Source organism: Pseudomonas sp. SMV7 (genome assembly GCF_052041995.1).
Classification (GTDB): Bacteria; Pseudomonadota; Gammaproteobacteria; order Pseudomonadales; family Pseudomonadaceae; genus Aquipseudomonas.
The window spans coordinates 58,156-84,665 of record NZ_JBKGGT010000007.1 but is presented as its reverse complement, the minus strand read 5'-3'; the positions used below and the strand labels follow the sequence as shown (position 1 = coordinate 84,665).

Annotated in this window: 23 protein-coding genes; 16 read left to right on the top strand and 7 right to left on the bottom strand. The window is 62.0% G+C overall.

Translation table 11 applies throughout. From position 1 onward, the window contains the following. Nucleotides 1-20: 20 nt before the first annotated feature. The 8 genes from rnr (at nucleotide 21) to ACLEJP_RS11000 (ending at nucleotide 9,634) form a co-directional block, all read left to right on the top strand. Complete coding sequence (rnr, locus tag ACLEJP_RS11035; protein ID WP_440806367.1) at nucleotides 21-2,597, top strand: ribonuclease R; 2,577 nt, start codon at nucleotides 21-23, stop codon at nucleotides 2,595-2,597. Beyond that, a complete protein-coding gene (gene rlmB / locus ACLEJP_RS11030) occupies nucleotides 2,594-3,340 on the top strand; it encodes a 23S rRNA (guanosine(2251)-2'-O)-methyltransferase RlmB (protein ID WP_170033004.1) in 747 nt (248 codons plus the stop codon). Before rnr ends, rlmB begins: the two co-directional genes overlap by 4 nt. A gap of 309 nt (nucleotides 3,341-3,649) precedes the next feature. Further along, nucleotides 3,650-4,075: a 30S ribosomal protein S6 gene (rpsF, locus tag ACLEJP_RS11025; protein ID WP_013974420.1), complete on the top strand. Its 426-nt coding sequence runs from the start codon at nucleotides 3,650-3,652 to the stop codon at nucleotides 4,073-4,075. A gap of 28 nt (nucleotides 4,076-4,103) precedes the next feature. Beyond that, nucleotides 4,104-4,334, top strand: coding sequence for a 30S ribosomal protein S18 (gene rpsR, locus ACLEJP_RS11020; RefSeq protein WP_003249563.1), 231 nt, complete (start codon nucleotides 4,104-4,106; stop codon nucleotides 4,332-4,334). A gap of 33 nt (nucleotides 4,335-4,367) precedes the next feature. Next, entirely contained in the window at nucleotides 4,368-5,231 is an 864-nt protein-coding gene (locus ACLEJP_RS11015; protein ID WP_440806365.1) for a hypothetical protein, read from the top strand. A gap of 20 nt (nucleotides 5,232-5,251) precedes the next feature. Further along, nucleotides 5,252-5,698: a 50S ribosomal protein L9 gene (gene rplI, locus ACLEJP_RS11010; protein ID WP_003249568.1), complete on the top strand. Its 447-nt coding sequence runs from the start codon at nucleotides 5,252-5,254 to the stop codon at nucleotides 5,696-5,698. Between the two features lie 113 nt (nucleotides 5,699-5,811). After that, nucleotides 5,812-7,209: a replicative DNA helicase gene (gene dnaB, locus ACLEJP_RS11005; RefSeq protein ID WP_170033000.1), complete on the top strand. Its 1,398-nt coding sequence runs from the start codon at nucleotides 5,812-5,814 to the stop codon at nucleotides 7,207-7,209. A 127-nt stretch (nucleotides 7,210-7,336) separates the two neighbouring features. Then, nucleotides 7,337-9,634, top strand: a complete 2,298-nt coding sequence (locus ACLEJP_RS11000) for a YgiQ family radical SAM protein (protein WP_170032998.1) — start codon at nucleotides 7,337-7,339, stop codon at nucleotides 9,632-9,634. Between the two features lie 8 nt (nucleotides 9,635-9,642). Here ACLEJP_RS11000 and ACLEJP_RS10995 read toward each other — a convergent pair whose 3' ends face one another. Next, the gene (locus ACLEJP_RS10995; protein ID WP_440806363.1) at nucleotides 9,643-10,644 is read right to left on the bottom strand and encodes a hypothetical protein; all 1,002 of its coding nucleotides are present in this window, start codon (nucleotides 10,642-10,644) and stop codon (nucleotides 9,643-9,645) included. After that, nucleotides 10,641-13,841 carry a hypothetical protein gene (locus ACLEJP_RS10990; protein WP_440806360.1) on the bottom strand — a complete coding sequence of 1,067 codons (3,201 nt, stop codon included), beginning with the start codon at nucleotides 13,839-13,841 and terminating at the stop codon, nucleotides 10,641-10,643. The genes ACLEJP_RS10995 and ACLEJP_RS10990 overlap by 4 nt, the downstream gene beginning before the upstream one ends. Before the next feature lie 405 nt (nucleotides 13,842-14,246). On the opposite strand from ACLEJP_RS10990, the gene azu reads away from it, so the two are divergent. Then, on the top strand, nucleotides 14,247-14,693 hold the full coding sequence (gene azu, locus ACLEJP_RS10985; RefSeq protein ID WP_440806590.1) for an azurin: 447 nt from the start codon (nucleotides 14,247-14,249) through the stop codon (nucleotides 14,691-14,693). A 112-nt stretch (nucleotides 14,694-14,805) separates the two neighbouring features. Here azu and nadE read toward each other — a convergent pair whose 3' ends face one another. After that, nucleotides 14,806-15,633, bottom strand: a complete 828-nt coding sequence (gene nadE, locus ACLEJP_RS10980; RefSeq protein ID WP_440806358.1) for an ammonia-dependent NAD(+) synthetase — start codon at nucleotides 15,631-15,633, stop codon at nucleotides 14,806-14,808. Between the two features lie 3 nt (nucleotides 15,634-15,636). After that, the gene (gene pncB / locus ACLEJP_RS10975; protein ID WP_440806355.1) at nucleotides 15,637-16,842 is read right to left on the bottom strand and encodes a nicotinate phosphoribosyltransferase; all 1,206 of its coding nucleotides are present in this window, start codon (nucleotides 16,840-16,842) and stop codon (nucleotides 15,637-15,639) included. A gap of 523 nt (nucleotides 16,843-17,365) precedes the next feature. Between pncB and ACLEJP_RS10970 the strand changes: the two genes are divergently transcribed. The 7 genes from ACLEJP_RS10970 to ACLEJP_RS10940 all read left to right on the top strand — a co-directional run bounded on the left by ACLEJP_RS10970 (nucleotide 17,366) and on the right by ACLEJP_RS10940 (nucleotide 23,817). Next, nucleotides 17,366-18,502: a branched-chain amino acid ABC transporter substrate-binding protein gene (locus ACLEJP_RS10970; protein WP_440806353.1), complete on the top strand. Its 1,137-nt coding sequence runs from the start codon at nucleotides 17,366-17,368 to the stop codon at nucleotides 18,500-18,502. Between the two features lie 154 nt (nucleotides 18,503-18,656). After that, nucleotides 18,657-19,571, top strand: coding sequence for an ABC transporter permease subunit (locus ACLEJP_RS10965; RefSeq protein WP_013974411.1), 915 nt, complete (start codon nucleotides 18,657-18,659; stop codon nucleotides 19,569-19,571). 2 nt (nucleotides 19,572-19,573) lie between these two features. Continuing rightward, on the top strand, nucleotides 19,574-20,875 hold the full coding sequence (gene livM, locus ACLEJP_RS10960) for a high-affinity branched-chain amino acid ABC transporter permease LivM (protein ID WP_186672592.1): 1,302 nt from the start codon (nucleotides 19,574-19,576) through the stop codon (nucleotides 20,873-20,875). Then, the gene (locus tag ACLEJP_RS10955) at nucleotides 20,872-21,747 is read left to right on the top strand and encodes an ATP-binding cassette domain-containing protein (RefSeq protein WP_289133708.1); all 876 of its coding nucleotides are present in this window, start codon (nucleotides 20,872-20,874) and stop codon (nucleotides 21,745-21,747) included. The genes livM and ACLEJP_RS10955 overlap by 4 nt, the downstream gene beginning before the upstream one ends. Further along, a complete protein-coding gene (locus tag ACLEJP_RS10950; RefSeq protein WP_440806351.1) occupies nucleotides 21,744-22,460 on the top strand; it encodes an ABC transporter ATP-binding protein in 717 nt (238 codons plus the stop codon). The genes ACLEJP_RS10955 and ACLEJP_RS10950 overlap by 4 nt, the downstream gene beginning before the upstream one ends. A 38-nt stretch (nucleotides 22,461-22,498) precedes the next feature. After that, nucleotides 22,499-22,798 carry a hypothetical protein gene (locus tag ACLEJP_RS10945; protein WP_440806349.1) on the top strand — a complete coding sequence of 100 codons (300 nt, stop codon included), beginning with the start codon at nucleotides 22,499-22,501 and terminating at the stop codon, nucleotides 22,796-22,798. Between the two features lie 254 nt (nucleotides 22,799-23,052). Further along, on the top strand, nucleotides 23,053-23,817 hold the full coding sequence (locus ACLEJP_RS10940; protein ID WP_440806347.1) for an SDR family oxidoreductase: 765 nt from the start codon (nucleotides 23,053-23,055) through the stop codon (nucleotides 23,815-23,817). Nucleotides 23,818-23,917: 100 nt separating this feature from the next. Here ACLEJP_RS10940 and ACLEJP_RS10935 read toward each other — a convergent pair whose 3' ends face one another. From ACLEJP_RS10935 to ACLEJP_RS10925, 3 genes are all read right to left on the bottom strand, one after another. Beyond that, on the bottom strand, nucleotides 23,918-25,015 hold the full coding sequence (locus ACLEJP_RS10935) for an AGE family epimerase/isomerase (protein WP_440806345.1): 1,098 nt from the start codon (nucleotides 25,013-25,015) through the stop codon (nucleotides 23,918-23,920). Between the two features lie 93 nt (nucleotides 25,016-25,108). Beyond that, complete coding sequence (locus tag ACLEJP_RS10930) at nucleotides 25,109-25,741, bottom strand: TetR family transcriptional regulator (RefSeq protein WP_289133713.1); 633 nt, start codon at nucleotides 25,739-25,741, stop codon at nucleotides 25,109-25,111. A gap of 121 nt (nucleotides 25,742-25,862) precedes the next feature. Continuing rightward, a complete protein-coding gene (locus tag ACLEJP_RS10925) occupies nucleotides 25,863-26,360 on the bottom strand; it encodes a phage infection protein (protein WP_440806342.1) in 498 nt (165 codons plus the stop codon). Between the last annotated feature and the right edge of the window lie 150 nt (nucleotides 26,361-26,510).

The window sequence follows — 26,510 nt, the reverse complement described above, 5'->3', positions numbered from 1 at the left end:
CCCAAGGTGAACCCCTTCTGATGGCCGATTGGCAATCCCTCGATCCCGAGGCCGCTCGCGAAGCGGAAAAATACGACAACCCTATTCCCAGCCGTGAGCTGATCCTGCAGCGCCTTGCCGACCGTGGCGAACCGGCCGCGCGCGAGGAGCTGGCGGCCGAGTTCGGTCTTCACGACGAAGACCAGATCGAAGCCCTGCGCCGCCGCCTGCGCGCCATGGAGCGTGACGGCCAGCTTATCTATACCCGGCGCGGCACTTATGCCCCGGTGGATAAGCTGGACCTGATCTGCGGCCGCGTCTCCGGCCACCGTGACGGCTTCGGTTTCCTGATCCCGGATGACGGCAGCGAAGACCTGTTCCTCAGCCCGGCGCAGATGCGCCTGGTATTCGACGGTGACCGCGGCCTGGCCCGCGTATCTGGCGTCGACCGCCGTGGCCGCCGCGAAGGCGTGCTGGTCGAGATTATTTCCCGTGCCCACGAAAGCGTGGTCGGCCGTTACTTCGAAGAAGGCGGTATCGGCTACGTGACCCCGGACAACCCGAAGATCCAGCAGGAAGTGCTGGTGACTGCCGGGCGCAATGGTGGCGCGAAGATCGGCCAGTTCGTCGAGATCAAGATCACTCACTGGCCAACCCCGCGCTTCCAGCCGCAAGGCGACGTGGTCGAAGTCATCGGCAACTATATGGCCCCGGGCATGGAAATCGACGTTGCCCTGCGCAGCTACGACATCCCGCACGTCTGGCCCAAGGAAGTGATCAAGGAAGCGCGCAAGTTCCGCTCCGAAGTCGAAGAGAAGGACAAGGAGAAGCGGGTCGACCTGCGCCACCTGCCCTTCGTCACCATCGACGGCGAGGACGCCCGCGACTTCGACGATGCCGTGTATTGCGAGCCGCTGGGCAAGCTGCGCCTGTTCTCCGGCGGCTGGCGCCTGTATGTGGCGATCGCCGATGTGTCCAGCTATGTGCGCCTGGGTTCGGCCCTGGACGTCGAGGCGCAGCAGCGTGGTAACTCGGTGTACTTCCCCGAGCGCGTGGTGCCGATGCTCCCCGAGGAGCTGTCGAACGGCCTGTGCTCGCTGAACCCGCATGTCGATCGCCTGGCCATGGTCTGTGAAATGACCATGAACAAGGCCGGGCAGATGGTCGACTACCAGTTCTACGAAGGCGTCATCCACTCCCACGCCCGCCTGACCTACAACAAGGTCAGCAGCATGCTCGAGCACTCCCGTACCCGTGAGGGCAAGGCGCTGCGCGAGGAGTACAAGGCAGTCGTGCCGGACCTGAAGAACCTGTACAACCTGTACAAGGTGCTGGTGGCCGCACGCCACACCCGTGGCGCGATCGACTTCGAGACCCAGGAAACCCGCATCATCTTCGGCGACGAGCGCAAGATCGCGGAAATCCGCCCGACCGTGCGCAACGACGCCCACAAGCTGATCGAGGAGTGCATGCTGGCGGCTAACGTGGCCACCGCCGAATTCCTGCAGAAGCATGGCGTGCCTGCGTTGTACCGCGTGCACGACGGCCCGCCGCCGGAGCGCCTGGAAAAGCTGCGCGCCTTCCTCGGCGAGCTGGGCCTGACCCTGCACAAGGGCAAGGACCCGTCGCCGAAGGATTACCAGGCCCTGCTGGCAAGTATCGCCGGGCGCCCGGACTTCCACCTGATCCAGACCGTGATGCTGCGCTCGCTGAGCCAGGCGGTGTACAGCACCGAAAACAACGGCCACTTCGGCCTGAACTACGAGGCGTACACCCACTTCACCTCGCCGATTCGTCGTTATCCGGACCTGCTGGTGCACCGCGCCATCCGCAGCATCATCCGCTCCCGGGTCGATACCCCGCACGTCAAGCGTGCCGGCGCCATGAGCATCCCCAAGGCGCGTATCTACCCGTATGACGAGAATACCCTCGAGCAACTCGGCGAGCAGTGCTCGATGACCGAGCGCCGGGCCGACGAAGCCACCCGTGACGTGGTCAACTGGCTCAAGTGCGAGTTCATGAAAGACCGCGTGGGCGAGACCTTCCCGGGCGTGATCACTGCAGTGACCGGGTTCGGCCTGTTCGTCGAGCTGACCGACATCTATGTAGAAGGCCTGGTGCACGTGAGTGCGCTGCCGGGTGACTACTACCACTTCGATCCGGTGCACCACCGCCTGTCCGGCGAACGTACCGGACGCAGCTTCCGCCTGGGTGACACGATCGAAGTCAAGGTGATGCGCGTCGACCTGGACGAGCGCAAGATCGACTTCGAGGTGTCGGAAAACACCCTTGCCGCACCGATCGGCCGCAAGCAGCGTGGCGCCGCGCCGGCTGCCGCCCAGGCCGAGCAGCCACCGGTCGAGGCCAAGGCCACGCCGAAACCGCGCAGCCGCAAGAGCGAGACCGCCGAGGCGTACTTCCCGAAAGACGCCGTGCAGCGTAACGCCGAAGTGCGCAAGAGCCGCGAAATGAAGAAGGCGCTGATGAGCGAGGCGCGCAGCAGCGGCCATGCCGGCAGCAAGTCGGACAAGGGCGGCAAGTCCTCTGGCAAGCCGACCAAGCACCGTAAAGGCCCGCCGAAGTCCGGTGCGCCACGCAAGGGCAAGAACAAGTCATGAGTCAGCTGGAAAAGATCTACGGCGTGCACGCCGTGCAGGCGTTGCTGCAGCACCATCCGAAGCGGGTCAAGCAGATCTGGCTGTCGGAAGGGCGCAGCGAGCCGCGCATCCAGGCGTTGCTGGCACTGGCCGCAGAAAACCGCGTGGCGGTTGGCCAGGCCGAGCGTCGTGAGCTGGATGCCTGGGTCGAGGGCGTGCACCAGGGCGTGGTTGCCGAGGTGAGCCCGAGCCAGGTGTGGGGCGAGCTGATGCTCGAGGAATTGCTCGAACGCAGCGAAACGCCGCCGCTGATCCTGGTGCTGGACGGCGTCACCGACCCGCATAACCTGGGTGCCTGCCTGCGTACCGCCGATGCGGCCGGTGCCACGGCGGTGATCGTGCCCAAGGACAAGTCTGCAACCCTGACCCCGGTGGTGCGCAAGGTGGCCTGCGGTGCGGCGGAAGTGATCCCGCTGGTGGCCGTGACCAACCTGGCACGCACCCTGGAGAAGTTGCAGCAGCGTGGCCTGTGGGTGGTCGGTACCGCTGGCGAAGCCGAGCAGGAGATCTACCAGCAGGACCTGACCGGGCCGCTGGTGATGATCATGGGCGCGGAAGGCAAGGGCATGCGCCGGCTGACCCGTGAGCATTGCGATTTCCTGGTGAAGCTGCCGATGGCCGGTAGCGTCAGCAGCCTGAACGTCTCGGTGGCGACCGGGGTTTGCCTGTTCGAGGCCGTGCGTCAGCGGCAGGCCAAGCGCTGATCGATAGCCTGTACCGGCCTCTTCGCGGGCACGCCCGCTCCCACAGGTAATCTGCAATGCCAAAGGCTGCGCTGAACCCGTGGGAGCGGGCGTGCCCGCGAATGGGGCCTTGCACATTGTGAATATGTTTCTGGCTGTTCAAATAATCGCCAATTTCCTTGCTTGTGTGTCCCGCCTTCTCTACAATTGCGCCCCTTGCCGAGCTGGCAGGTGCGCATGTGCCTCTACTCCCTGGCAAGACACACCAGTGTCATTCACTCCTTGTCTGACCAGATCCACTGGCAGACTACTAACCCGTAAGGAGCATTCATGCGTCATTACGAAATCATCTTCCTGGTTCACCCGGACCAGAGCGAGCAAGTCGGCGGCATGGTTGAGCGTTACACCAAGCTGATCGAAGAAGATGGTGGCAAGATCCACCGCCTGGAAGACTGGGGCCGTCGTCAACTGGCCTACGCAATCAACAATGTTCACAAGGCTCACTACGTGATGCTGAACGTTGAGTGCACCGGCAAGGCCCTGGCCGAGCTGGAAGACAACTTCCGCTACAACGATGCCGTTATCCGTAACCTGGTCATCCGTCGCGACGAAGCCGTTACCGGCCAGTCCGAGATGCTGAAGGCTGAAGAAAACCGCAGCGAGCGCCGTGAGCGTCGTGAGCGTCCTGAGCATGCTGAATCCGCCGACGGCGACGACAGCAATGACAGCGACTCCAGCGATAACGCTGACGAGTAATCCACGGACCTTTAGAGGAGCCTATTAAATGGCACGTTTCTTCCGTCGTCGTAAATTCTGCCGCTTCACTGCTGAAGACGTGAAAGAGATCGACTTCAAAGATCTCAACACCCTGAAAGCTTACGTATCCGAAACCGGCAAGATCGTTCCAAGCCGTATCACCGGTACCAAAGCTCGTTATCAGCGTCAGCTGGCTACCGCTATCAAGCGCGCCCGCTTCCTGGCCCTGCTGCCCTACACCGACAGCCACGGCCGCTGAGACCGGGTCGTCGACAAGCAGTAAGGGATTAGCATGCGAGCGTTAGCAAGTTTCATCATGCGCGGTCGTGTGCAGGCCACCCTGGTGGTGGTCATCAGTGCGGTACTGCCGCTGCTGTTCTGGTTGAGTGCCGCTGCCGGCAGCCTTGTGCTGCTGCGGCGTGGGTTCAAGGATGCTACTACGGTCATCGCCGGCGGCCTGCTGGCCGGGCTGGCCGTGTGGGTCATGGGCGATCCGATCACCTTCCTGGTGATCGCGGGTGCCCTGGGCCTGGCTGCGCTGCTGCGCGCCGAGCATCCCTGGAGCCGGGTGTTGCTGGTCAGTGCCGTGTTCGCCGTGGCTTTCAGCCTCGTGCTCGATCTGGCGCTGGCGCAAACCTTCGACGGGCTGGCCAAGGCGTTTGCCGACGCCATGCCGAAAATCGAAGGGCAACCGGTGCTTTCCGGTGAGCTGATCCGCCCCGTGCTGGTCGCTTCCACAGCAGTGACAGTGCAATTGTTCAGTGTGTTGGCCCTGGTGCTGGCGCGCTACTGGCAGGCAGCGTTGTACAACCCTGGAGGCTTCGGTCGCGAGTTTCGCGCCCTGAAGTTGCCGAAACAGACCATGGCGGTCTTGGTGGCAGTGATGGTGGTGGCCCCGTTCATCGGGCCGCAGTTCATCGTCCTGGCATCGGCCTCGAGCCTGGTACTGGTGCTGGCCGGCATCGCCTTGATGCACGGGCTGGTGGCGCAGGGCCGACTGGCCGGTTTCTGGCTGGTGGGGATGTACGTGACGTTGCCGCTGATCATGCAGCTGATTTATCCGTTGCTGGTGGTTTTGGCCATTGTCGACAGCCTGATTGATTTTCGCGGTCGCAAGTCCCCCAAGGGGAATGACTCCGCGAACGGTGAAGGTTAAAAGTTAAGAGGTTTTACCAAATGGAACTGATCCTGCTGGAAAAAGTCGCTAACCTGGGCAACCTGGGCGACAAAGTAAAGGTTAAGGCTGGTTACGGCCGTAACTTCCTGCTGCCATTCGGCAAGGCCACCGTTGCCAACGCCGCCAACCTGGCTGCGTTCGAAGAGCGTCGCGCCGAGCTGGAAAAAGCAGCTGCTGACAAGAAAGCTTCGGCTGAAAGCCGCGCTGCCCAACTGGCCGAGCTGGAAGTGACCATCACTGCCACCGCTGGCGACGAAGGCAAGCTGTTCGGTTCGATCGGCACCCACGACATCGCTGACGCCCTGACCGCCTCCGGCGTTGAAGTGGCCAAGGCTGAAGTTCGTCTGCCGAACGGCACCATCCGTCAGGTTGGCGAATACGACGTAGCCGTGCACCTGCACAGCGACGTTGAAGCCACCGTACGTGTGGTCGTCGTAGCTGCCTAAGCTGCGCTGACTGGCTGGCTCCTCGTGAGCCGGGCGGTTAACATCGGGCACGGTCCTGTTTTTGACAGGCCGTGCCCTTTGTCTTTTTCATCCTCAAGAATTCTTTCGTGGCCATGAACGAGATCACCACCCCCGAACAGCTTGACCTGCAAACCGCAGCCCTGAAGGTGCCGCCGCATTCCATCGAGGCCGAACAGGCCGTGCTCGGTGGCCTGATGCTGGATAACAACGCCTGGGAGCGCGTACTGGACCAGGTGTCGGATGGCGATTTCTATCGGCATGACCACCGCCTGATCTTCCGTGCCGTGCACAAGCTGGCGGACGCCAACCAGCCCTTCGACGTGGTCACGCTGCATGAGCAGCTGGACAAGGAAGGCCTGTCCTCGCAGGTCGGCGGCCTGGCGTACCTGGCCGAACTGGCCAAGAACACCCCGTCGGTGGCCAACATCAAGGCCTACGCCGCGATCATTCGCGAGCGTGCCACCCTGCGCCAGCTGATCAGTATCAGTACCGATATCGCCGATAACGCATTCAACCCGCAAGGGCGCAATGCCGAAGAAATCCTCGACGATGCCGAGCGGCAGATCTTCCAGATCGCCGAGGCGCGGCCGAAAACCGGCGGCCCGGTGGGGGTCAACGAACTGTTGACCATGGCCATCGACCGTATCGACACGCTGTTCAACTCCGACAGCGACATCACCGGTGTTTCCACCGGCTTCACCGACCTGGACGAGAAGACCAGCGGCCTGCAGCCGGCCGACCTGATCATCGTTGCCGGCCGTCCATCGATGGGCAAGACCACCTTCGCCATGAACCTGGTGGAAAACGCCGTACTGCGTACCGACAAGGCGGTGCTGGTGTTCTCCCTCGAGATGCCAGGTGAATCGCTGATCATGCGTATGCTGTCGTCGCTGGGCCGTATCGACCAGACCAAGGTGCGTTCCGGCCAGCTCGACGACGACGACTGGCCGCGCCTGACTTCGGCGGTGAACCTGCTCAACGACCGCAAGCTGTTCATCGACGACACCGCCGGCATCAGCCCCTCGGAGATGCGCGCGCGCACCCGGCGCCTGGCTCGTGAGCACGGCGAAATTGCCATGATCATGGTCGACTACCTGCAACTGATGCAGATCCCCGGTTCGGCCGGTGACAACCGTACCAACGAGATTTCCGAGATCTCCCGCTCGCTCAAGGCCCTGGCCAAGGAGTTCAACTGCCCGGTCATCGCCCTGTCGCAGCTGAACCGCTCCCTGGAACAGCGGCCGAACAAACGCCCGGTGAACTCCGACTTGCGTGAATCCGGTGCGATCGAGCAGGACGCCGACGTGATCATGTTCGTCTACCGCGACGAGGTGTATCACCCCGAGACCGAGCACAAGGGCGTGGCGGAAATCATCATCGGCAAGCAGCGTAACGGCCCCATCGGCTTCGTGCGCCTGGCGTTCATCGGCAAGTACACCCGCTTCGAGAACCTTGCCCCGGGCATGTACAACTTCGACGACGACGAATAACGGGCGCGCGCAGGCGCGGCGTTGTTCATCGGTATCCATGAATCCGACAACCATCGTCGGATTTGGTCAAAATTTGTGCTATATTCCGCGCCCGCGATTTTCCTGCACACCAGAACCGGTCACTGACATGCAAGCAGCCAAACCACTCTACGACTATCCCAAGTACTGGGCCGAATGCTTCGGGCCAGCACCTTTCCTGCCGATGAGCAGGGAGGAGATGGATCTGCTCGGCTGGGATTCCTGCGACATCATCATCGTGACCGGCGATGCCTACGTCGACCACCCATCGTTCGGCATGGCCATCATCGGCCGCCTGCTGGAGGCCCAGGGCTTCCGCGTGGGCATCATCGCCCAGCCGAACTGGCAGTCGAAAGACGACTTCATGAAGCTCGGCGAGCCGAACCTGTTCTTCGGCGTGGCTGCGGGCAACATGGACTCGATGATCAATCGCTACACCGCGGACAAGAAGATTCGTTCCGACGATGCCTACACTCCCGGCGGCCTGGCCGGCAAGCGCCCGGACCGCGCCAGCCTGGTCTACAGCCAGCGCTGCAAGGAAGCCTACAAGCACGTGCCGATCGTGCTGGGTGGCATCGAAGCGTCGCTGCGCCGGATCGCCCACTACGACTACTGGCAGGACAAGGTTCGCCATTCGATCCTGATCGACGCCAGCGCCGACATCCTGTTGTTCGGCAACGCCGAGCGCGCCGTGGTTGAAGTGGCTCAGCGCCTGGCCAGCGGCGAGAAGATCGAAAGCATCACCGACGTGCGCGGTACTGCCTTCGTGCGCCGCGATACTCCCGAAGGCTGGTACGAGATCGATTCCACGCGCATCGACCGCCCGGGCCGCGTGGACAAGATCATCAACCCGTACGTGAACACCCAGGACACCCAGGCCTGCGCCATCGAGCAGGCCAAGGGCGAGGTGGAAGACCCGAACGAAGCCAAGGTGGTGCAGATTCTCGACAGCCCGCGCATGACCCGCGACAAATCGGTCATCCGCCTGCCGTCGTTCGAGAAGGTGCGTAACGACCCGGTGCTGTATGCCCACGCCAACCGTGTGCTGCACCTGGAAACCAACCCCGGCAACGCCCGTGCCCTGGTGCAGAAACATGGTGAAGTGGATGTGTGGTTCAACCCGCCACCCATTCCCATGACCACCGAGGAAATGGACTACGTGTTCGGCATGCCGTACGCCCGCGTGCCGCACCCGGCCTATGGCAAGGAGCGCATCCCGGCCTACGAGATGATCCGTTTCTCGGTGAACATCATGCGCGGCTGCTTCGGTGGCTGCACCTTCTGCTCGATCACCGAGCACGAAGGCCGCATCATCCAGAACCGTTCGCACGAGTCGATCCTGCACGAGATCGAGGAGATGCGCGACAAGGTGCCGGGCTTTACCGGCGTGGTCTCCGACCTGGGCGGCCCGACTGCCAACATGTACCGCATCGCCTGCAAGAGCCCTGACATCGAGAAGCACTGTCGCAAGCCGTCGTGCGTGTTCCCGGGCATCTGCGAGAACCTCAACACCGACCACAGCTCGCTGATCGAGCTGTACCGCAAGGCGCGTGCCCTGCCAGGTGTGAAGAAGATCCTGATTGCTTCGGGCCTGCGTTACGACCTGGCCGTGGAGTCGCCGGAATACGTCAAGGAGTTGGTCACCCACCATGTCGGCGGATACCTGAAGATCGCCCCGGAGCATACCGAGCGTGGCCCGCTGGACAAGATGATGAAGCCGGGCATCGGTACTTACGACCGCTTCAAGCGTATGTTCGAGAAGTTCTCGAAAGAGGCGGGCAAGGAGCAGTACCTGATCCCGTACTTCATCGCCGCGCACCCAGGCACCACCGACGAAGACATGATGAACCTGGCCCTGTGGCTGAAGGGCAATGGCTTCCGCGCCGACCAGGTGCAGGCGTTCTACCCGTCGCCGATGGCCTCGGCCACGGCCATGTACCACTCGGGCAAGAACCCGCTGCGCAAGGTCACCTACAAGAGCGAAGGCGTTGAGATCGTCAAGAGCGAGGAGCAGCGTCGCCTGCACAAGGCGTTCCTGCGCTATCACGACCCGAAGGGTTGGCCGATGCTGCGTGAGGCGCTGCAGCGCATGGGCCGCGCCGACCTGATCGGGCCGGGCAAGCACCAGCTGATCCCGTTGCACCAGCCGCAGACCGACAGTTACCAGAGCGCGCGCCGCAAGAACTCGACCCCGGCGGGTAGCCACAAGGTGGGCAAGGAGCAGAAGATCCTTACCCAGCACACCGGCCTGCCGCCACGTGGCAGCGATGGCAGCAAGCCGTGGGACAAGCGCGAGAAGGCCAAGGCCGAGGCGTTTGCGCGTAACCAGCAGGCGGCCAAGGAGCGCAAGGAAGCGGGCAAGGGCGGCAAGGGCAAGAAGCCGCGTCAGCCCGTGATCCCGCGCTGATCAATGGTTCAAGGCATATTCGGCAAGCCTTCGAACACCCGGAGGCTGCCGTTGCGCATCAGGCTCTGCAACTTGAACAGCACTTCGGTGCATGATGGGCAAACGGGCAGCTTGGAATACAAGGTCGCTGAGCTGATGGTTTCGAAGTCGATACCTTCGGTCTTGAGCCTTTCCAGAATGTGGTTTTCCGAATCACGCATTCTGGGGTTCGGGTTGCTTTTGACGAACTTCAACGGTGTCGATGTATCAGGAAGTGAAAATGAGGGCTTGCGCCTTCTCAGTTCGTTGCGGGTCGGTTGCGCATCGATATAGCGAGTACCGTCCGGGTTGACTGCGACCTTCCCCTCTCTCCGCCATCCGGCAAAGTTTGGCGAATCTGTCCCTTTGATGAAGCGTGTAAGCTTCGTTTCGAACCCTTTGCCTGCGTGTCCCGACACGCTGAAATAGACTGCGGATGTGGTGGGCGTGGTATTGAAGGTGAGTTTCAGGTAGGCCAGGTTCTGTTGCCTGGCAATGGCCCTGACGGCTGCGGCTTGGGTAATCAGATCGATGTCGTAGTGCCGCTGCGGGCTGAGAATCCGATTGAGTTGGCTGGCAATGTCACTCAGGTCCGGGTGGGCTGTGCTTTGGCTGACCGTACTCCATGACAGGGCTGCAGCTCGCGTAGCCTGGTTCAGACGCAGCTGAGTGAAGTGGCAAAACAGCGCAGCCTGTGCGGCCGTGGTGCCCATGTCGAAATGGTTGCTCATGAACACATCGAACTGCGGCAGGCCACGATAGTTCGCCAAGTGTTGGGTTACTCTCGCAAGCTGCGCGTTCAGTTCTTCCGTGCTCAGCGGAAGGATCTTCACATGGGCGTCGTAACTACCAGCGTAGATCAGGGCGAGGGTGTCGTTCTCATCGGGGGAAGCCGGGATGGGGCTGCTTGGGCGGAACTTCACAAGCGTTACCGCGCCATCGCCCGGGCTCCAGCGCCCGCTGTAGTAAACGCCGGGATCGACACGTGTCACAGAAATGTGACGCCATCCGAGCTGCGGGGGGCGAGCACCGCAGAGAGCGTGTGGCTTTCGCTGAAGCCTTTGTAAATGCCGCCCCGGATCTTGATCGCCTTGAACACCTCGTTGCCGCCGAGTACCTCTACTTCGAGGGTGGGGTTGTACTGGTCATAGCCCAGCGCCTTGTTTATCGGTACTTGCCGCGAGTTTCGAAGCCGCCATGGCTTGCGATCGAAAACGTACTTGTAGTTTCGCGTCTGTACTGTCCGGTCGTTGAACCACGGCACGACATTACGGCCTGGAGTATGCTCGTGTGGAAACGTTCCGCTGCCGATCAGGCAGACAATCCTGCCAAGGCCCTCGCGCAGGCGGCGACAGTGGGAGAGGTTCGCCAGCGGTTTCTGCATTCGTAGCGAGGCGAAGTCGACTCGCTGTAGCTGCATGCCGACCCGTTTGTATAACAAGTCGTTGGACTGCAGAAAGAGATCGTCCCCCCAGCGCACCCATTGCTTGGACAGCCCAGGTAATGAGTCGACGATGTGCGCCGTTGCCCCACTGCTATTGATCGGCAGCAGTTCGGGCGGCCTCAGGCTCAGGCCGCCGAAGTCGTCGATTTCCACCAGCCTTGGCCCGTAGGGTCTGGCTGTGTGGAGGTCGACCAGGTAGTGAGCAGGGGCGCTCTCCTGGCCTGAGTGCACCCATTGAGTGACAACCCTGGAGTGCTGTTCCACACGCCGTAATTGGTAGCCAGGCTGTTTTCCCGGGTAGTCGCCCGCAAGGTTGGGCTTTACCTGCGTCAAGCCGGCACTGTACTTCACCCTTTCCAGTGTTTTCCTGACGGTTTTCATGGCATTACGCAGTTGACGAAATGCGCTTGCCGTCAATTGCAGGATCTTCGGCCCAGTGCTGCCCAACAGATGTACCAGCCCGTAAAACGGGATGACTACCCCTGCGATGTTGTGGCTGACGACGATCGACAGCCGGGTAAATGACCGTGTCAGTGCCGGCACACCCAGGCGCGCACTGATGTAGGCTGCACGAAGGCCGGAGCTGGAACCGATGATAAGGGTACGCAAGGCAACGGCGTGCAATTGCTGCAAGGCGACACGGCTGGCGGAGCCAATCTGTCTCAAAGGCGTTCCAATCATGATCAGATCCATCAGGCTGGTTCCGATGCCTTGGCGTACCAGCCCGGGCCGGGCTTCCCGGATTCCCTGGAGGATGTCCTCGACGGGCTTCCAGAATGGAATGGCGGCCTTTAACAAGGTGTATAGCAAATTTGGCGCCTCACTGTCGGTCATGCCCTTGGCCTGCTGGCGAAGGCTGGCCGTCTCTGCCAGGAAGTGCGTTGCGCAGGCCACGGAGGCGAAACGTTCGAGCAGTTGCCAGAAGGAATAGTCGCTGCCCGTGATGTGAGCGATGCGTTGGATGATGACGCTGGATTTCTGCCCGCTGCGCGGCAGTGCCAAGCCCTTGTAGGCGTTCCAGTCCAGCGCCTGGCGGGTGCCGGACTGCCAGCCAGAGTGGCTGTTCGAGCCTAGCGGGTTGCCGTGGAATGGCTCGGGATAGTGTATCTGGCCCCCTTCACTGAACTCGAGGTCGTCACGCCGAATAATTTCCCCCGCCAGCGGGAACACTTCGTAGCAACGCCGCTTGCCGGATTTGAGCACGCGCATCAGCAACCCGGCGCGACCGACCAGGTGGCTGATGCCCGTGGTCTCGTCATAGCTGACCGTTCGCCCACTCGCTATCCTCACGTGAAACAGTTCAAGCTCAGCCTGCTCAACGAATTGGCGTTCCGAGACAGGCAGTTGAGCGAGCAGCTCCGTGAGTTGCCACTTCAGCGCGGGCTCGTAACTGGCAAGCCATGTGTCGAAATCACGTTCGAACCTGGCGCTGATGTCCGGCAGGCCCAGTGCCGCCAGGCTACGGCGGTTCAATGGGCTCCAGGTCGCGAAATCGCCGGAGGTATAGACCTCCCAGGCAGGGCGCGAGCTGCTTTTGTCCCAGGTGACGAGGCCCCCGGCGCCTCTGATCGGCTCCGTCGAATAGCACGGCGTTTCCGGGTCGATGCCATGCTTGCGTAATTGCGCCTTGGCCATCTCGAAACGCAGGGGCATGGGCATGGACAGCTTGGCGACGCAGTCGATCAATTGCGTCTGGTAAGCCTGGAAGTCGGCATACGCCTGGTTCACATCGGCTTCACTGAACGTCTCGTTGGGGGACGCGGCAATCTTGCCATTGGCCATCGCCCACTCCAGCACCGGTTGATTTGAAGCGCTCTCGAACAGCAGCACAAAATCGTCGGCATGGCTTTTTTTCAAGGTCTCGGGCAGCAGCAGGATTTCCGTGCTGGATTTGCGGCGTGTGTCGCCTGGGCTGAGCAGCTCGCCGAGGTTCACGGCGCTCTGGAAATGGACCCAGCGCGCACTGCTGCGATAGACCATCTCGCCTGGCAGGTCGCTGATCTGCCAGGCCGCCGGGAACCGGGGCAGGAGCAGGTAGCGGGCGAGTGGCAGGTGGCTGCGCTGGGTCAGTGCTTTGCCCCTGAGCAGGTGCTCATCCAGCGCGGTGAAGATTTCGTTAATGGTCATGCCCGCATGGCTGGGGCTGGTGAAATTGAAGCCTAGCAGGTCGTTGTCCGGAGCCAGGGCCAAGGCCAGGCAGTGGCGCAACAGTTTCAGTTGAAGAATGGGAGACTGGGGTTCGCTGCCGTCCGAACCGAACCATTGCAAGGTTTGCTGGACGCGGGCCACGAGGTTACGCATGCACGGCGCTTGTTCGGCATCGGCCAGCAACGTAGCCGGTTGGTGAAACCTGTCTTGAATCTTCTCCTCTTCACCCCAGGCTGCAAGGATGGCGTCGAACAGAATGCCCTGGCCAGGCTCGAATGCAGCGGCCATTTCGTCGGCTATGAGGCGATTCTGTTCGGTGCTCAACAGCGGGTGAGCTTCGGGGCTTTGGCGGATGAGGTGGTCGAGCAGCAGCTCCTGCAGCTCGCCCAGGTGCAAGTACAACGCCTGCAGCGCCGCTGCCGAGGTCGGCGTGGGCTGGCCTACCTGGGCGAGCGCCTGTATGGCCCACTGCTGTCTGCCGAAATCTTCCGGCGACTCCAGTGCCAGGCAGTACTCGCGCAGGCGCGCGATATCGTCGAGTCTTGGCGTGTTCCACGCGGCGTAAGGTGGAACGGAGGAGGGCATGGTAGCGTTCATGGCTGGAACCTGAAGAGGATGGGGCCTCAAGTTCAGCAACAGTTACCCGGGCTGGTGTGTTAGTTATTCATGCACTGCCGGACAGAGTAAGGCGCTTACGCAGTTGTTCCGCGGCAGGTTTCACTCGGGGCGGGAGAATTCACAGATCGCCCCTGTCGCGCCATGGGCGTAGGCTGCCAGCAGGCTGTTCATCAGGCTACCAAGGGTCATTTCGTATTGCTCCTAAATGAGAGGTTGTCCCATCGTCCAATAAAAGGGCATGATGTGCTCTTGAATTGGTTGTATACAATCGATTGAACAATTCTACTGGCTGGCCGCTTGACAGCCCCTTGACCCATATCAGCAAGGGGCTGAACGGTTTCAGGCAGTCTCGCAATTGATAAAACCCTGCCAAGGAGATTCATGATGTTTGCGAAAGCTGTAGCGGTATCCCTGCTGACCCTCGCCAGCGCCTCTGTCTTCGCAGCCGAGTGCTCGGTAACTGTCGACTCGACCGACCAGATGTCCTTCAACACCAAGGAAATCGTCATCGACAAGAGCTGCAAGCAATTCACTGTGAACCTGGAGCATTCGGGCAACCTGCCGAAGAACGTCATGGGCCACAACATTGTCATCAGCAAGGCAGCTGATATGCAGCCGATCGCTACCGACGGCCTGAGTGCTGGTATCGATAAGGCCTATCTGAAAGAGGGTGACGAGCGTGTCATCGCTCACACCAAGATCATTGGCGCTGGCGAAAAAGATTCTGTGACCTTTGATGTGTCCAAGTTGGCAGCTGGCACAGACTACGGCTTCTTCTGCTCGTTCCCAGGCCACATCTCGATGATGAAAGGCACGGTCGTCGTCAAGTAATCAAAGCTGTGTAGGCTGTTCGGGCCTATTCGCGGGCTGGCCCGCTCCCACAGGTACACCACAATGCTCAGCAGCTGGTGTACCTGTGGGAGCGGGCGAGCCCGCGAAGCTTTTATGGGGCGAATGGCAGTTCGCGCTTGTGCTGGGTCTTGCGGTAGGTGGCGACGATGATGTCGAACGCTTCCTGGTCAACCGGCAGCCCATGCAGGAAGGCATCGATCTGCTGGTAGGTCACGCCATGGGACGCTTCATCCGGCTTGCCCGGCTCGAGGTCTTCCAGGTCTGCAGTCGGCACTTTCTCCACCAGTGATTCCGGCGCACCAAAGCTGCGCGCAATTGCCCGCACCTGGTTTTTCACCAGCCCGCTGAGCGGCGCCAGGTCGCAGGCCCCATCGCCGAACTTGGTAAAGAACCCCATCACCGCCTCGGCGGCGTGGTCGGTGCCGATCACCAGGCCGCCACGGGCACCGGCAATGGTGTACTGGGCGACCATGCGGGTACGGGCCTTGACGTTGCCAACGACGAAATCGACCAGCGTCGGAGAGCCGTTCTTCAACTCGACCACTTCGGCTGCCAGGGCCTTCACCGCCGGGGCGATATCGACCGTGTGCACTTCATCGGCCTTGATCACCTCCAGGCACGCCTGGGCATCGTGCTCGTCATGCTGCACGTGATACGGCAGGCGCACGGCGATGAAGGTATAGGCCTTGTCACCGGTTTCGGCACGCAGCTCGTTGATGGCGCGCTGGGCGAGCAGGGCCGCGGCCAGCGAGTCGACGCCGCCGCTGATGCCCAGCACCAGGGTCTTGAGCCGGGCGTTGGCCAGGCAATCCTTGATGAACGCCACGCGTCGGGCCACTTCGGCCTCGAGCGCGGCGGCGTTGGCGAACGGCGGCTGTACCTTCAGCGCCTGGGCAATCTCTTGCTGAACCGCTTGCATGGGTTACTCCTTGCTGGGGATTTTGAATACGTGGCGCATATAGGCGACGAAGTTCTCGTCGCGACATTGGGTCTTGGCGGCTTCGTCGGAAATCTTCGCCACTGGCGCGCCATTGCAGTCGGTCATTTTAAGCACGATGCTCATCGGCGCCACGCCCGGGATGTCGCAGGTGAGGTTGGTGCCGATGCCAAAGCTCACGTTGATGCGACCGCGCAGCGCGCGGAAGATTTCCAGAGAACGGGTCAGGTTGAGACCGTCGGAGAACACCAGGGTCTTGGTCATCGGGTCGATCCCCAGTTTCTGGTAATGGGCGATGGCCTTTTCTGCCCAGGCCACTGGTTCGCCGGAGTCATGCCGCAAACCGTCGAACAGCTTGGCGAAGTACAGGTCGAAATCACCGAGGAAGGCATCCATGGTGATGCAGTCGGTCAGGGCGATGCCGAGCAGGCCGCGGTACTCGCGCACCCAGCAGTCCAGCGCGGCGATCTGGCTGTCGATCAGGCGCGGGCCGAGTTGCTGATGGGCCATGATCCATTCATGGGCCATGGTGCCCAGCGGCTTGATATCCAGTTTCCATGCCAGGTCGACGTTGCTGGTGCCGACGAAACGGGCCGGGAAGTCGTCGCGAAGCACGCGCACCACCTCTTCCTGAACGCGGCTGGAAAAGCGTCGGCGGGTGCCGAAGTCGGCCACCTGCAGTTCGGCCAGTTCATCGGCGCTGGCATGCGCGCGCAGCCAGTCGAACTTGCGGTAGAGCTGGTCGCGCGCTTCGGCCAGGCGCATGCGGGGGTGCAGGTGGCGGTTGCGCACTTCGCTGATGATCGCCAGCAGCGGTACTTCGAACAGAATCACGTGCAGCCACGGGCCTTTCAGACGCAGGAACAGCTGGTTGTCTTCTATTCCCAGGCGCACGTAACGCAGGTTGAAGCGGAACAGGCGCAGAAAACGCAGGAAGTCGGGTTTGAGGAAGCTGATGCGTTCGAGGAAGGCCAGTTGGCCGTCGTCGAGGGTAAGGTCGCTGAGCTTTTCCAGTTGCTTGCGGAGCTCGCCGAGATAAGGGCGCAGGTCCTCGCCATTGCGGCAGCGGAATTCCCATTCGACGTCGGCGTCCGGGTAGTTGTGCAGCACGCCCTGCATCATCGTGAGTTTGTAGAAGTCGGTGTCGAGCAGGTTGTGCACGATGCGCTCGGCGAATGCGCTCTCGCTCATCAAGGGGGCTCCGGAAGCGGCGAATGGCGGACATTGTGCCAGCCTTTTGCGCCTCGTGTGGCTGTTCCGGTCTCTTCGCGGGCTTGCCCGCTCCCACAGGAACCCCTCCGAGCTCAGGAACGGTGCAATACCTGTGGGAGCGGGCGAGCCCGCGAAGAGGCCGGAACAGCCAAAACAGCGTGTTTTTCGGTGCACGCGCAGGCCTTCAAACGGTGCTGCCTGTAGCAGTCGCGCACCAGTGGTGTGCAGTTCGGTGACGTCCGCTGTTACAGGCTGGTTGCACGTAAACACTTGCCAGGGTTGCAATGATGGCACGCGACGGTTGCTCCTTGTCTGTACGTGCGGTGGCGCCCGCCGCATGGCAGACGGTTGCACGCTCAATAAAGAAAAGGCCGTCGGTCGCCTGCAGGCGCCCTGCGCGGTGTGTTTTCGCGCAACCCAAAAGCGCTGGCACGGCCCTTGCTCGGAGCACAGGGCTGAGAAGTTGTAGTGCCAACCAAAAAAACTCTAGGAGCACCACCTCATGTCGCAGACGTTTTACAAGAAAGGTTTCCTGGCTCTGGCCGTAGCTACGGCACTGGGTGTTTCTTCGTATGTTCAGGCCGACGTCAAGATCGGTGTAGCGGGCCCCATGACTGGGGCAAACGCAGCGTTTGGCGAGCAGTACATGAAAGGTGCGCAGGCAGCGGCCGACAAGATCAACGCCGCCGGTGGCGTGAACGGCGAGAAGATCGTCCTGGTCAAGGGCGATGACGCCTGCGAACCGAAGCAGGCCGTGGCCGTGGCCAACCGTCTGGTCGACCAGGACAAGGTGATCGGCGTGGTCGGCCACTTCTGTTCTTCCAATACCATCCCGGCTTCCGAGGTGTACGACGAGGCTGGGGTCATTGCCATCACCCCGGGCTCGACCAACCCGCAGGTGACCGAGCGCGGCCTTTCCGCCATGTTCCGCATGTGCGGGCGTGACGACCAGCAGGGTATCGTCGCAGGTGACTACATCGTCGACGTGCTCAAGGGCAAGAAGGTCGCGGTGCTGCACGACAAGGACACCTACGGCCAGGGCCTGGCCGACGCGACCAAGGCGCAGCTGGAGAAACGCGGTGTCAAGCCGGTGCTGTACGAAGGCCTGACCCGTGGCGAGAAAGACTTCAGCGCCGTGGTCACCAAGATCCGCTCCACCGGTGCCGATGTGGTGTACTTCGGCGGCCTGCACCCGGAAGCCGGCCCGCTGGTGCGCCAGCTGCGCGAGCAGGGCCTGAAGGACGTCAAGTTCATGTCCGATGACGGCATCGTCACCGACGAACTGGTGTCCACCGCAGGCGGCGCGCAGTACGTCGATGGCGTGTACATGACTTTCGGTGCCGACCCGCGCCTGCTGCCGGACAGCAAGGCAGTGGTGGAGGAATTCCGCAAGAACGGCACCGAGCCGGAAGGCTACACCCTGTACGCCTACGCCTCGCTGCAGGCCCTGGCCGCTGCGTTCAACGGCGCCAAGTCGAACAAGGGCGAAGACGCTGCCGAGTGGCTCAAGGCCAACCCAGTCAAGACCGTCATGGGCGAGAAGAAGTGGGACAAGAAGGGTGACCTGACCGTGTCCGACTACGTGGTCTACCAGTGGGATGCCCAAGGCAAGTACCACCAGCTGGAAAAACAAAAATAACAACGGCCCACGGCCCGGGTTCACGCCCGGGCCCAAGCCCCGCGGTACCTGTCTTTATCCGTAGATCTGCACAGTACTGTGCTGCGAGGGCCGCCTAGTCCCAAGGCCCGCCGTGGTCGGCGCTCGTGCAATCTCAATCAGGTGAGATTGCGTTATGGATGGTATTTTCCTGCAGCAACTGGTCAACGGCCTGACCCTCGGGTCGGTCTATGGCCTGATTGCCATCGGCTACACAATGGTCTATGGCATCATCGGCATGATCAACTTCGCGCACGGCGAGGTGTACATGATTTCCGCGTACCTCGCGGCAATCAGCCTGGCATTGCTGGCTTACTTCGGTATCGAGTCGTTCCCCCTGCTGATGCTGGGCACCCTGTTGTTCACCATCGTCGTCACCGGCGTGTACGGCTTCACCATTGAACGCATCGCCTACAAACCCCTGCGCAACTCCACCCGCCTGGCACCGCTGATCAGTGCCATCGGCATTTCGCTGATCCTGCAGAACTATGCGCAGATCAGCCAGGGCGCCCGCCAGCAAGGCGTGCCGACCCTGCTCGAAGGCGCCTGGCGCGTCGAAGTAGGCACCGGCTTCGTGCAACTGACCTACACCAAGATCTTCATCCTGGTGGCCGCATTCGTGGGCATGGGCCTGCTCACCTACGTGATCAAGTACACCAAGCTCGGCCGCATGTGCCGGGCTACCCAGCAAGACCGCAAGATGGCCTCGATCCTGGGCATCAACACCGACCGGGTGATTTCCTACGTGTTCGTCATCGGTGCGGTAATGGCCGCGCTGGCCGGCGTGCTGATCACCATGAACTACGGCACCTTCGACTTCTATGCCGGCTTCATCATCGGTATCAAGGCCTTCACCGCCGCGGTGCTCGGCGGGATCGGCTCGCTGCCTGGCGCCATGCTCGGCGGGATCATCCTGGGTATTTCCGAGTCGCTGTTCTCTGGCCTGATCAACTCCGACTACAAGGACGTGTTCAGCTTCTCGCTGCTGGTGATGATCCTTATCTTCCGCCCGCAAGGCCTGCTGGGTCGCCCGCTCGTGGCTAAGGTGTGAACATGTCCATTGCCAAAACTGCCGCTGTTCCCGAAACCAAGGGTTTCGACCTTAAACGCAGCCTGCTGGAGACCATCGTCGCCGGCCTGCTGGCACTCATCGTATTTGGCCCGGTCGTCGGCGTGGTCCTCGATGGCTACAGCTTCAATGCCGAGCCGCGTCGCGTGGCCTGGCTGGTCGGCGGCGTGATGCTGGGGCGCTTCCTGCTCAGCCTGTACCTGCAGACCGCCGCCGGTACGCGCATGCTGCAGGGCTTCGAAAGCGGTGGCTCGGGCGTGCATGTGCGCGCGCCCGACTACGTGTCGCGGCTGCGCTACATCATCCCGGCGCTGGTGGTGATTGCCATCGTCTTCCCGATCTTCGCCAACAAGTACCTGTTGACCGTGGTCATCCTTGGCCTGATCTACGTGCTGCTCGGCCTCGGCCTGAACATCGTGGTCGGCCTGGCCGGCCTGCTCGACCTCGGCTACGTGGCGTTCTACGCCATCGGCGCCTACGGCCTGGCGCTGGGCTACCAGTATCTCGGCCTGGGCTTCTGGAGCGTGCTGCCACTGGCGGCCATTGCAGCGGCGCTGGCGGGTTGTATCCTCGGCTTCCCGGTGCTGCGGATGCACGGTGACTATCTGGCAATCGTGACCCTGGGCTTCGGTGAGATCATCCGCCTGGTACTGAACAACTGGCTGTCGTTCACCGGTGGCCCGAACGGCATGCCGGCGCCGTCGCCGACCTTCTTCGGCCTGGAATTCGGCCGCCGGGCCAAGGACGGTGGGGTACCGATCCACGAGTTCTTCGGCTTCGAATACAACGCCAACCTCAAGTTCGTGTTCATCTACGCCGTGCTGTTCATGGTCGTGCTGGCGGTGCTGTACATCAAGCACCGCCTGACCCGCATGCCGGTCGGCCGGGCCTGGGAGGCGTTGCGCGAGGACGAGATCGCCTGCCGCTCGATGGGCCTGAACCATGTGTTGGTGAAACTCTCGGCGTTCACCCTGGGCGCCTCCACTGCCGGCCTCGCGGGGGTGTTCTTCGCGACCTACCAGGGCTTCGTCAACCCGTCCTCGTTCACCTTCTTCGAGTCGGCACTGATCCTGGCCATCGTCGTGCTCGGCGGCATGGGCTCGACCGTGGGCGTGGTCATTGCGGCCTTCGTCCTGACCGTGGCGCCGGAGCTGCTGCGCAGCTTCTCGGAATACCGGGTGCTGCTGTTCGGTGTGCTCATGGTGTTGATGATGATCTGGCGACCGCGTGGGCTGATCCGCATCAGCCGTACCGGTGTGACCCCGCGCAAAGGAGTGGCGCCATGAGCGACGATATCATTCTCTCGGTCGATAACCTGATGATGCAGTTCGGTGGCATCAAGGCGCTCAGCGATGTCAGCCTGAAGGTCAGGCGTAACCAGATCTTCGCCCTGATCGGCCCCAACGGCGCCGGCAAGACCACGGTATTCAACTGCCTCACCGGCTTCTACAAGGCCAGCGGCGGGCGCATTGAGCTGAACGTGCGCGGCAGCCACACCAATGTCATCCAGCTGCTCGGCGAGCGCTTCCAGGCCGCGGATTTCGTATCGCCGGCGCGCTTTGCCAACCGCCTGTACTACAAGATGTTCGGCGGTACCCACCTGGTCAACCGCGCCGGCCTGGCGCGCACTTTCCAGAACATTCGCCTGTTCAAGGAAATGTCGGTGGTGGAAAACTTGCTGGTGGCCCAGCACATGTGGGTCAACCGCAACCTGCTGGCCGGGGTGCTCAACACCAAGGCCTACCGCAAGGCTGAAAGCGATGCGCTGGACCACGCGTTCTACTGGCTGGAAGTGGTCGACCTGGTCGATTGTGCCAACCGCCTGGCCGGTGAGTTGTCGTATGGCCAGCAGCGCCGCCTGGAAATCGCCCGGGCCATGTGCACGCGGCCGAAGATCATCTGCCTGGATGAACCGGCGGCCGGCCTCAATCCCCAGGAAACCGAGGCCCTCAGCCGCATGATCCGCGTGCTGCGTGACGAGCACGATATCACCGTGGTGCTGATCGAGCATGACATGGGCATGGTCATGAGCATCTCCGACCATATCGTGGTGCTCGACCACGGCAACGTGATTGCCGAAGGCGCGCCGCAGGATATCCGCCACAACCCTACGGTGATCGCCGCCTACCTGGGTGCCGATGAAGAGGAACTGGTATGACTGCACCCATTCTCGAACTGAAGGACCTGGACGTGTTCTACGGGCCGATCCAGGCGCTGAAAAAGGTGTCGATGCACATCAACGAGGGCGAGACGGTGAGCCTGATCGGCGCCAACGGTGCCGGCAAGTCGACCTTGCTGATGTCGATTTTCGGCCAGCCGCGGGCAGCGTCAGGGCATATCGTCTATCGCGGCACCGACATTACCCGCAAATCGTCGCACTACATCGCTTCCAACGGCATCGCCCAGTCGCCGGAAGGGCGCCGGGTGTTCCCCGACATGACCGTCGAGGAAAACCTGATGATGGGCACCATCCCCATTGGCGACAAGCATGCCGATGAAGACATGCAGCGCATGTACGAGCTGTTCCCGCGGCTGAAGGAGCGACGCAACCAGCGGGCCATGACCATGTCCGGTGGCGAGCAGCAGATGCTGGCGATTGCCCGGGCGCTGATGAGCCGTCCGAAGTTGCTGTTGCTGGACGAGCCATCGCTGGGGCTGGCGCCGATCGTGGTCAAGCAGATCTTCGCGACCCTGCGCGAGCTGGCCAAGACCGGGATGACCATCTTCCTTGTCGAGCAGAATGCCAACCATGCGCTGAAACTGTCTGATCGGGCCTATGTGATGGTCAACGGGCAGATTCGCATGACCGGTACAGGGCAAGAGCTGCTGATCAACGAGGAAGTGCGCAACGCTTATCTGGGCGGTCATTGAAGGGTCTCCGGGGCTGCGAAGGCAGCCCCGTTTCTGTTGTGGACAACCTGTTTCACATCCTTCCCGATTTACTCCACAAACCTGTCGCAATTCATTGTTTCCACACGCTGATGTTTTCCACGGTTAGTGTGGAACCGCCTGTGGAAAACATGGTGGCACCTGGCGCTATCCCTTTATCTACAAGGGGTGCAGCGTCATGGTCATTTTTTGATCAGTTGCCTCCGATTGAAGATTTCCGCTGCTTTGACGAAGCCTGCATGCAGGCTCAACGCCGCGAAATGCCTGTGGATAACTATGTGAAAAACCCTTGGACAGACCGCTGCACGCGGCATGTTTGAAAGCCTTGCGCCATCACCTGAAGATATCCACCGACCATCCAGCGCTGAAAGGGTTCTGCCCAACAGACGAGTTGCCCCCAATCCATGGGGAAAGCCTTGTGGATAACGTGCGCATAGCTGGCGCCGGGCTCTCTGCAACAAGGGTTTGCCGCGCATGAGCAAAAAATGATCAGCGACCTCGACGACTTGCTGCCAGCGTCTGGCGCGGGCATGCTGCAAGGCTGCTGATGACAACCTACCGTGAGGAACAGAGCATGACGTCCACCGTATTCATCACTGGCGCGACTTCCGGTTTCGGCGAGGCCACGGCCCGCCGCTTCGCCGAAGCCGGCTGGAAACTGGTGCTCACCGGCCGTCGCAAGGAGCGCCTCGATGCCCTGTGTGCCGAATTGTCGGCCAAGACCGAAGTACATGGGCTGGTGCTCGATGTGCGGGACCGCAAGGCCATGGAGCAGGCCATCGCCAACCTGCCGGCAGGCTTCGACAAGTTGCGCGGCCTGGTCAACAACGCCGGCCTCGCGCTGGGCGTGGATGCGGCGCAAAACTGCAGCCTGGACGACTGGGAAACCATGGTCGACACCAACATCAAGGGGCTGATGTACACCACCCGCCTGCTGCTGCCACGGCTGATCGCCCACGGCCGCGGCGCCTCGATCCTCAACGTGGGTTCGGTGGCAGGCAACTACCCGTACCCGGGCAGCAACGTGTATGGCGGTACCAAGGCGTTCGTCGGTCAGTTTTCGCTGAGCCTGCGCTGCGACCTGCGCGGCACCGGCGTGCGTGTGAGCAATATCGAGCCGGGCCTGTGCGAGAGCGAGTTCTCACTGGTGCGCTTCGGCGGCGACCAGGCCAAGTACGATGCCACCTACGCCGGTGCCGAGCCAATCCAGCCGCAGGACATTGCCGAGACCATTTTCTGGATCCTCAACCAGCCGGCGCACATCAACATCAACAGCCTGGAGCTGATGCCAGTAAGCCAGGACTGGGCAGGGTTCTCGATCGACCGCTCCAAGGGTTGATTTTCCACCTGGCCGGCTGGTGCGCCCTTTGCAGTAGCGGCCTTGTGTCGCGAAAGGGCGCTCCTGCAGGGGCAATGCGTATCTACGGGCCGCTGAAGCGTCAGCCCAGGCGTTGCAAGCCTTCCAGGCACGTCGCCAGGTGGTAGGGGGTGGTCGAGGGCATGTCATGCCGGCTGACCGCTCCCTCGCCGTCCCGGCATTCATACCAGCCCGCTTGCCGCAGGAATCGCGCTTCCAGCGCCTGCAACTGCCCCGCCAGCTTCGCCTCGCCGCCTACGCGCAATACCAACGCCCGCAGATATTCAGCCTGCGCCCAGATGCGCTGGGTGGCATCAAGCACCTGGCCATCCGCATCCAGCATCGCCAGCACCGCAGCATTCTTTACTCCGTACTGCTCGGCAAAGCCGAAAGCCCGGTCGATGGAAGCATGCAGTGGCGTGTCTCGCAGCAGTGGCGAGGTATGCAGCAAGTAGAACCACTCGAACTGGTGGCCTGGCTCGAACCAGTTATCCACAGCGCCACGTGGTTTTTCCAGCATCAGGCCATGGGCCGGTTCGATGAAGTGCGCCTGCAGGGCTTCGCACAGCTGCAGTAGCGACTGCCGGGTATGTTCGTCTTCACGTACTGCCAGCACTTGCAGGAACGCTTCGGCCAGATGCATCTGTGGGTTCTGCAGCGGGCCGCTGCCCAGGTCGGCCCAGTCTTCGCCCAGGCTGGCTTCGTACAGGCCGTCGTCACGGGCGAACTGCTGGTCGATGATGTCCAGCGCTGCATTCAAGGTGGACTCCACCAGGCTTTCGCGCACCTTGCCCCAGTAGTGTGCACAGGCGAACACGATGAAGGCGTGGGTATACAGATCCTTGCGCCGGTCCAGCGGCTTGCCCTGGGCGTCGATACTGTAGAACCAGCCACCATGTTCGGCGTCGTGGAAGTGCTTCTGCAACGAGCGGAACAGGGCGGCGGCACGTTCGGCGGCACCGGGCTGCCCGATGCGGCTGCTGAACAGGTACAGCTGGCGCGCGCAGGCCATGGCCCGGTAGCGCTGCACTGGCAAGGGCCGCTGCTCGGCGTCCAGGGCTTCGTAGGGCAGGGCCATGTCGGCGTTCCAGCCCGGGCCTTGCCACAACGGCACGATGCGTTCGGCAAAATGCTGGTTGAAGCGGGCCAGTTCGGGCAGGGTGTGGCGGGGGTTGGGCATTTAGACGCTCGTCGCTGTCGGGCAGGGCGCCATGGTAGCAGAACTGGGGTTTTCGGTAGCCTGTGCCGGCAAAGAGGCCGGTACAGGCAACGATCAGCCAGGGTTACCCAACCCCTGCCAGTGCCGCGCACCGACGAAGATGAAGCGCAACTGCTGGGTGATTTTTTCCTGCGGCGTCAGCGCCTGTGGATAACCCCGCTCCGGGCTGTCGATCAGTTCCGGCAGGGTGGCAAACACGGTCTTCACCACCAGGTCGGCCATCACCGCCAGCGCTGCGCTGTCCAGGTGCTGCCAGCGCTTCATCCGCGCAAGGTCGGTGGCCAGGTCGTCGCTGATGTCCTGGCGCAGGCGGGCAATGGCCTGGCGGACTGCCTGCGAACCGCCGTACTGCTCGCGGGCGAGGAACAGAAACTGTGCGCGGTGGGCGGCGACCACATCGAGGAAGATGCGCACCGAGGCGTCGGTAATGCCGCCCAGTTCGAATTCGTTGTGGCGCACCAAGCGGATGGTCTGACGGAACGTGGCGTCGACCTCGGCCACCAGGGCCAGGCCCAGGGCGTCCATGTCGGAGAAATGCCGGTAGAAGCCGGTCGGTACGATGCCAGCGGTCTTCGCTACTTCGCGCAGGCTGATACTGCCGAAACCACGGCCACTTTCCATGAGCTGGCAGGCAGCATCAAGCAGGGCCTGGCGGGTCTGTAGCTTCTGTTCGGCGCGCGGCAGCATGGTGCGAGCTTCTGTGACGGTGAGGCTGGGCACTCTAGTGAAAAAAACAAAGCCCGGTCAATGGACCGGGCCTGGAGGGGAGGCGGTGTTGCGACAGAGATTGTTCTTTTCGGTCATAGGTTCAGCTCACACGGCTGATTTCGACCAGGCGATCTGAACCGCCTTCGGCGACACGGCCGGCACGTTCGATCAGGCGATCGGCGCCACCTTCAGCAACACGGCCAGAGCGTTCGATCAGGCGATCGGAGCCACCTTCAGCAACACGGCCAGAGCGTTCGATCAGGCGATCGGAGCCACCTTCGGCGACGCGGCCAGAGCGTTCGATCAGGCGATCGGCGCCACCTTCGGCAACGCGGCCAGTGCGTTCGATCAGGCGATCGGCACCACCTTCGGCAACGCGGCCAGTGCGTTCGATCAGGCGATCGGCACCACCTTCGGCAACGCGGCCAGTACGTTCGATCAGGCGATCAGAACCACCCTCGGCAACCGTCTTCAGCGGCTGGGCGATCTCGGCAGCGCTGGAGCGCGATTCGGCGGTCAGGTGTTGCTCGTCGGCTGGCAAGGCAAAAGCGTTGGCAGCCAGAATGGACAGGGTCAGGGTCAGCAGGTGGCGTTTCATGATTCGGTGCTCCTCTCGGGGGCTGGAAAGTGGGTACGGAGCCAATGCTACGCCGGGTAACGCCAGAGAGAAGTTCATACGGGTAATGGTAACAATCGACCATATTGATAGAGACCTGGGACGGCTCTAGCCCAAGCTTTATGGCTTGAA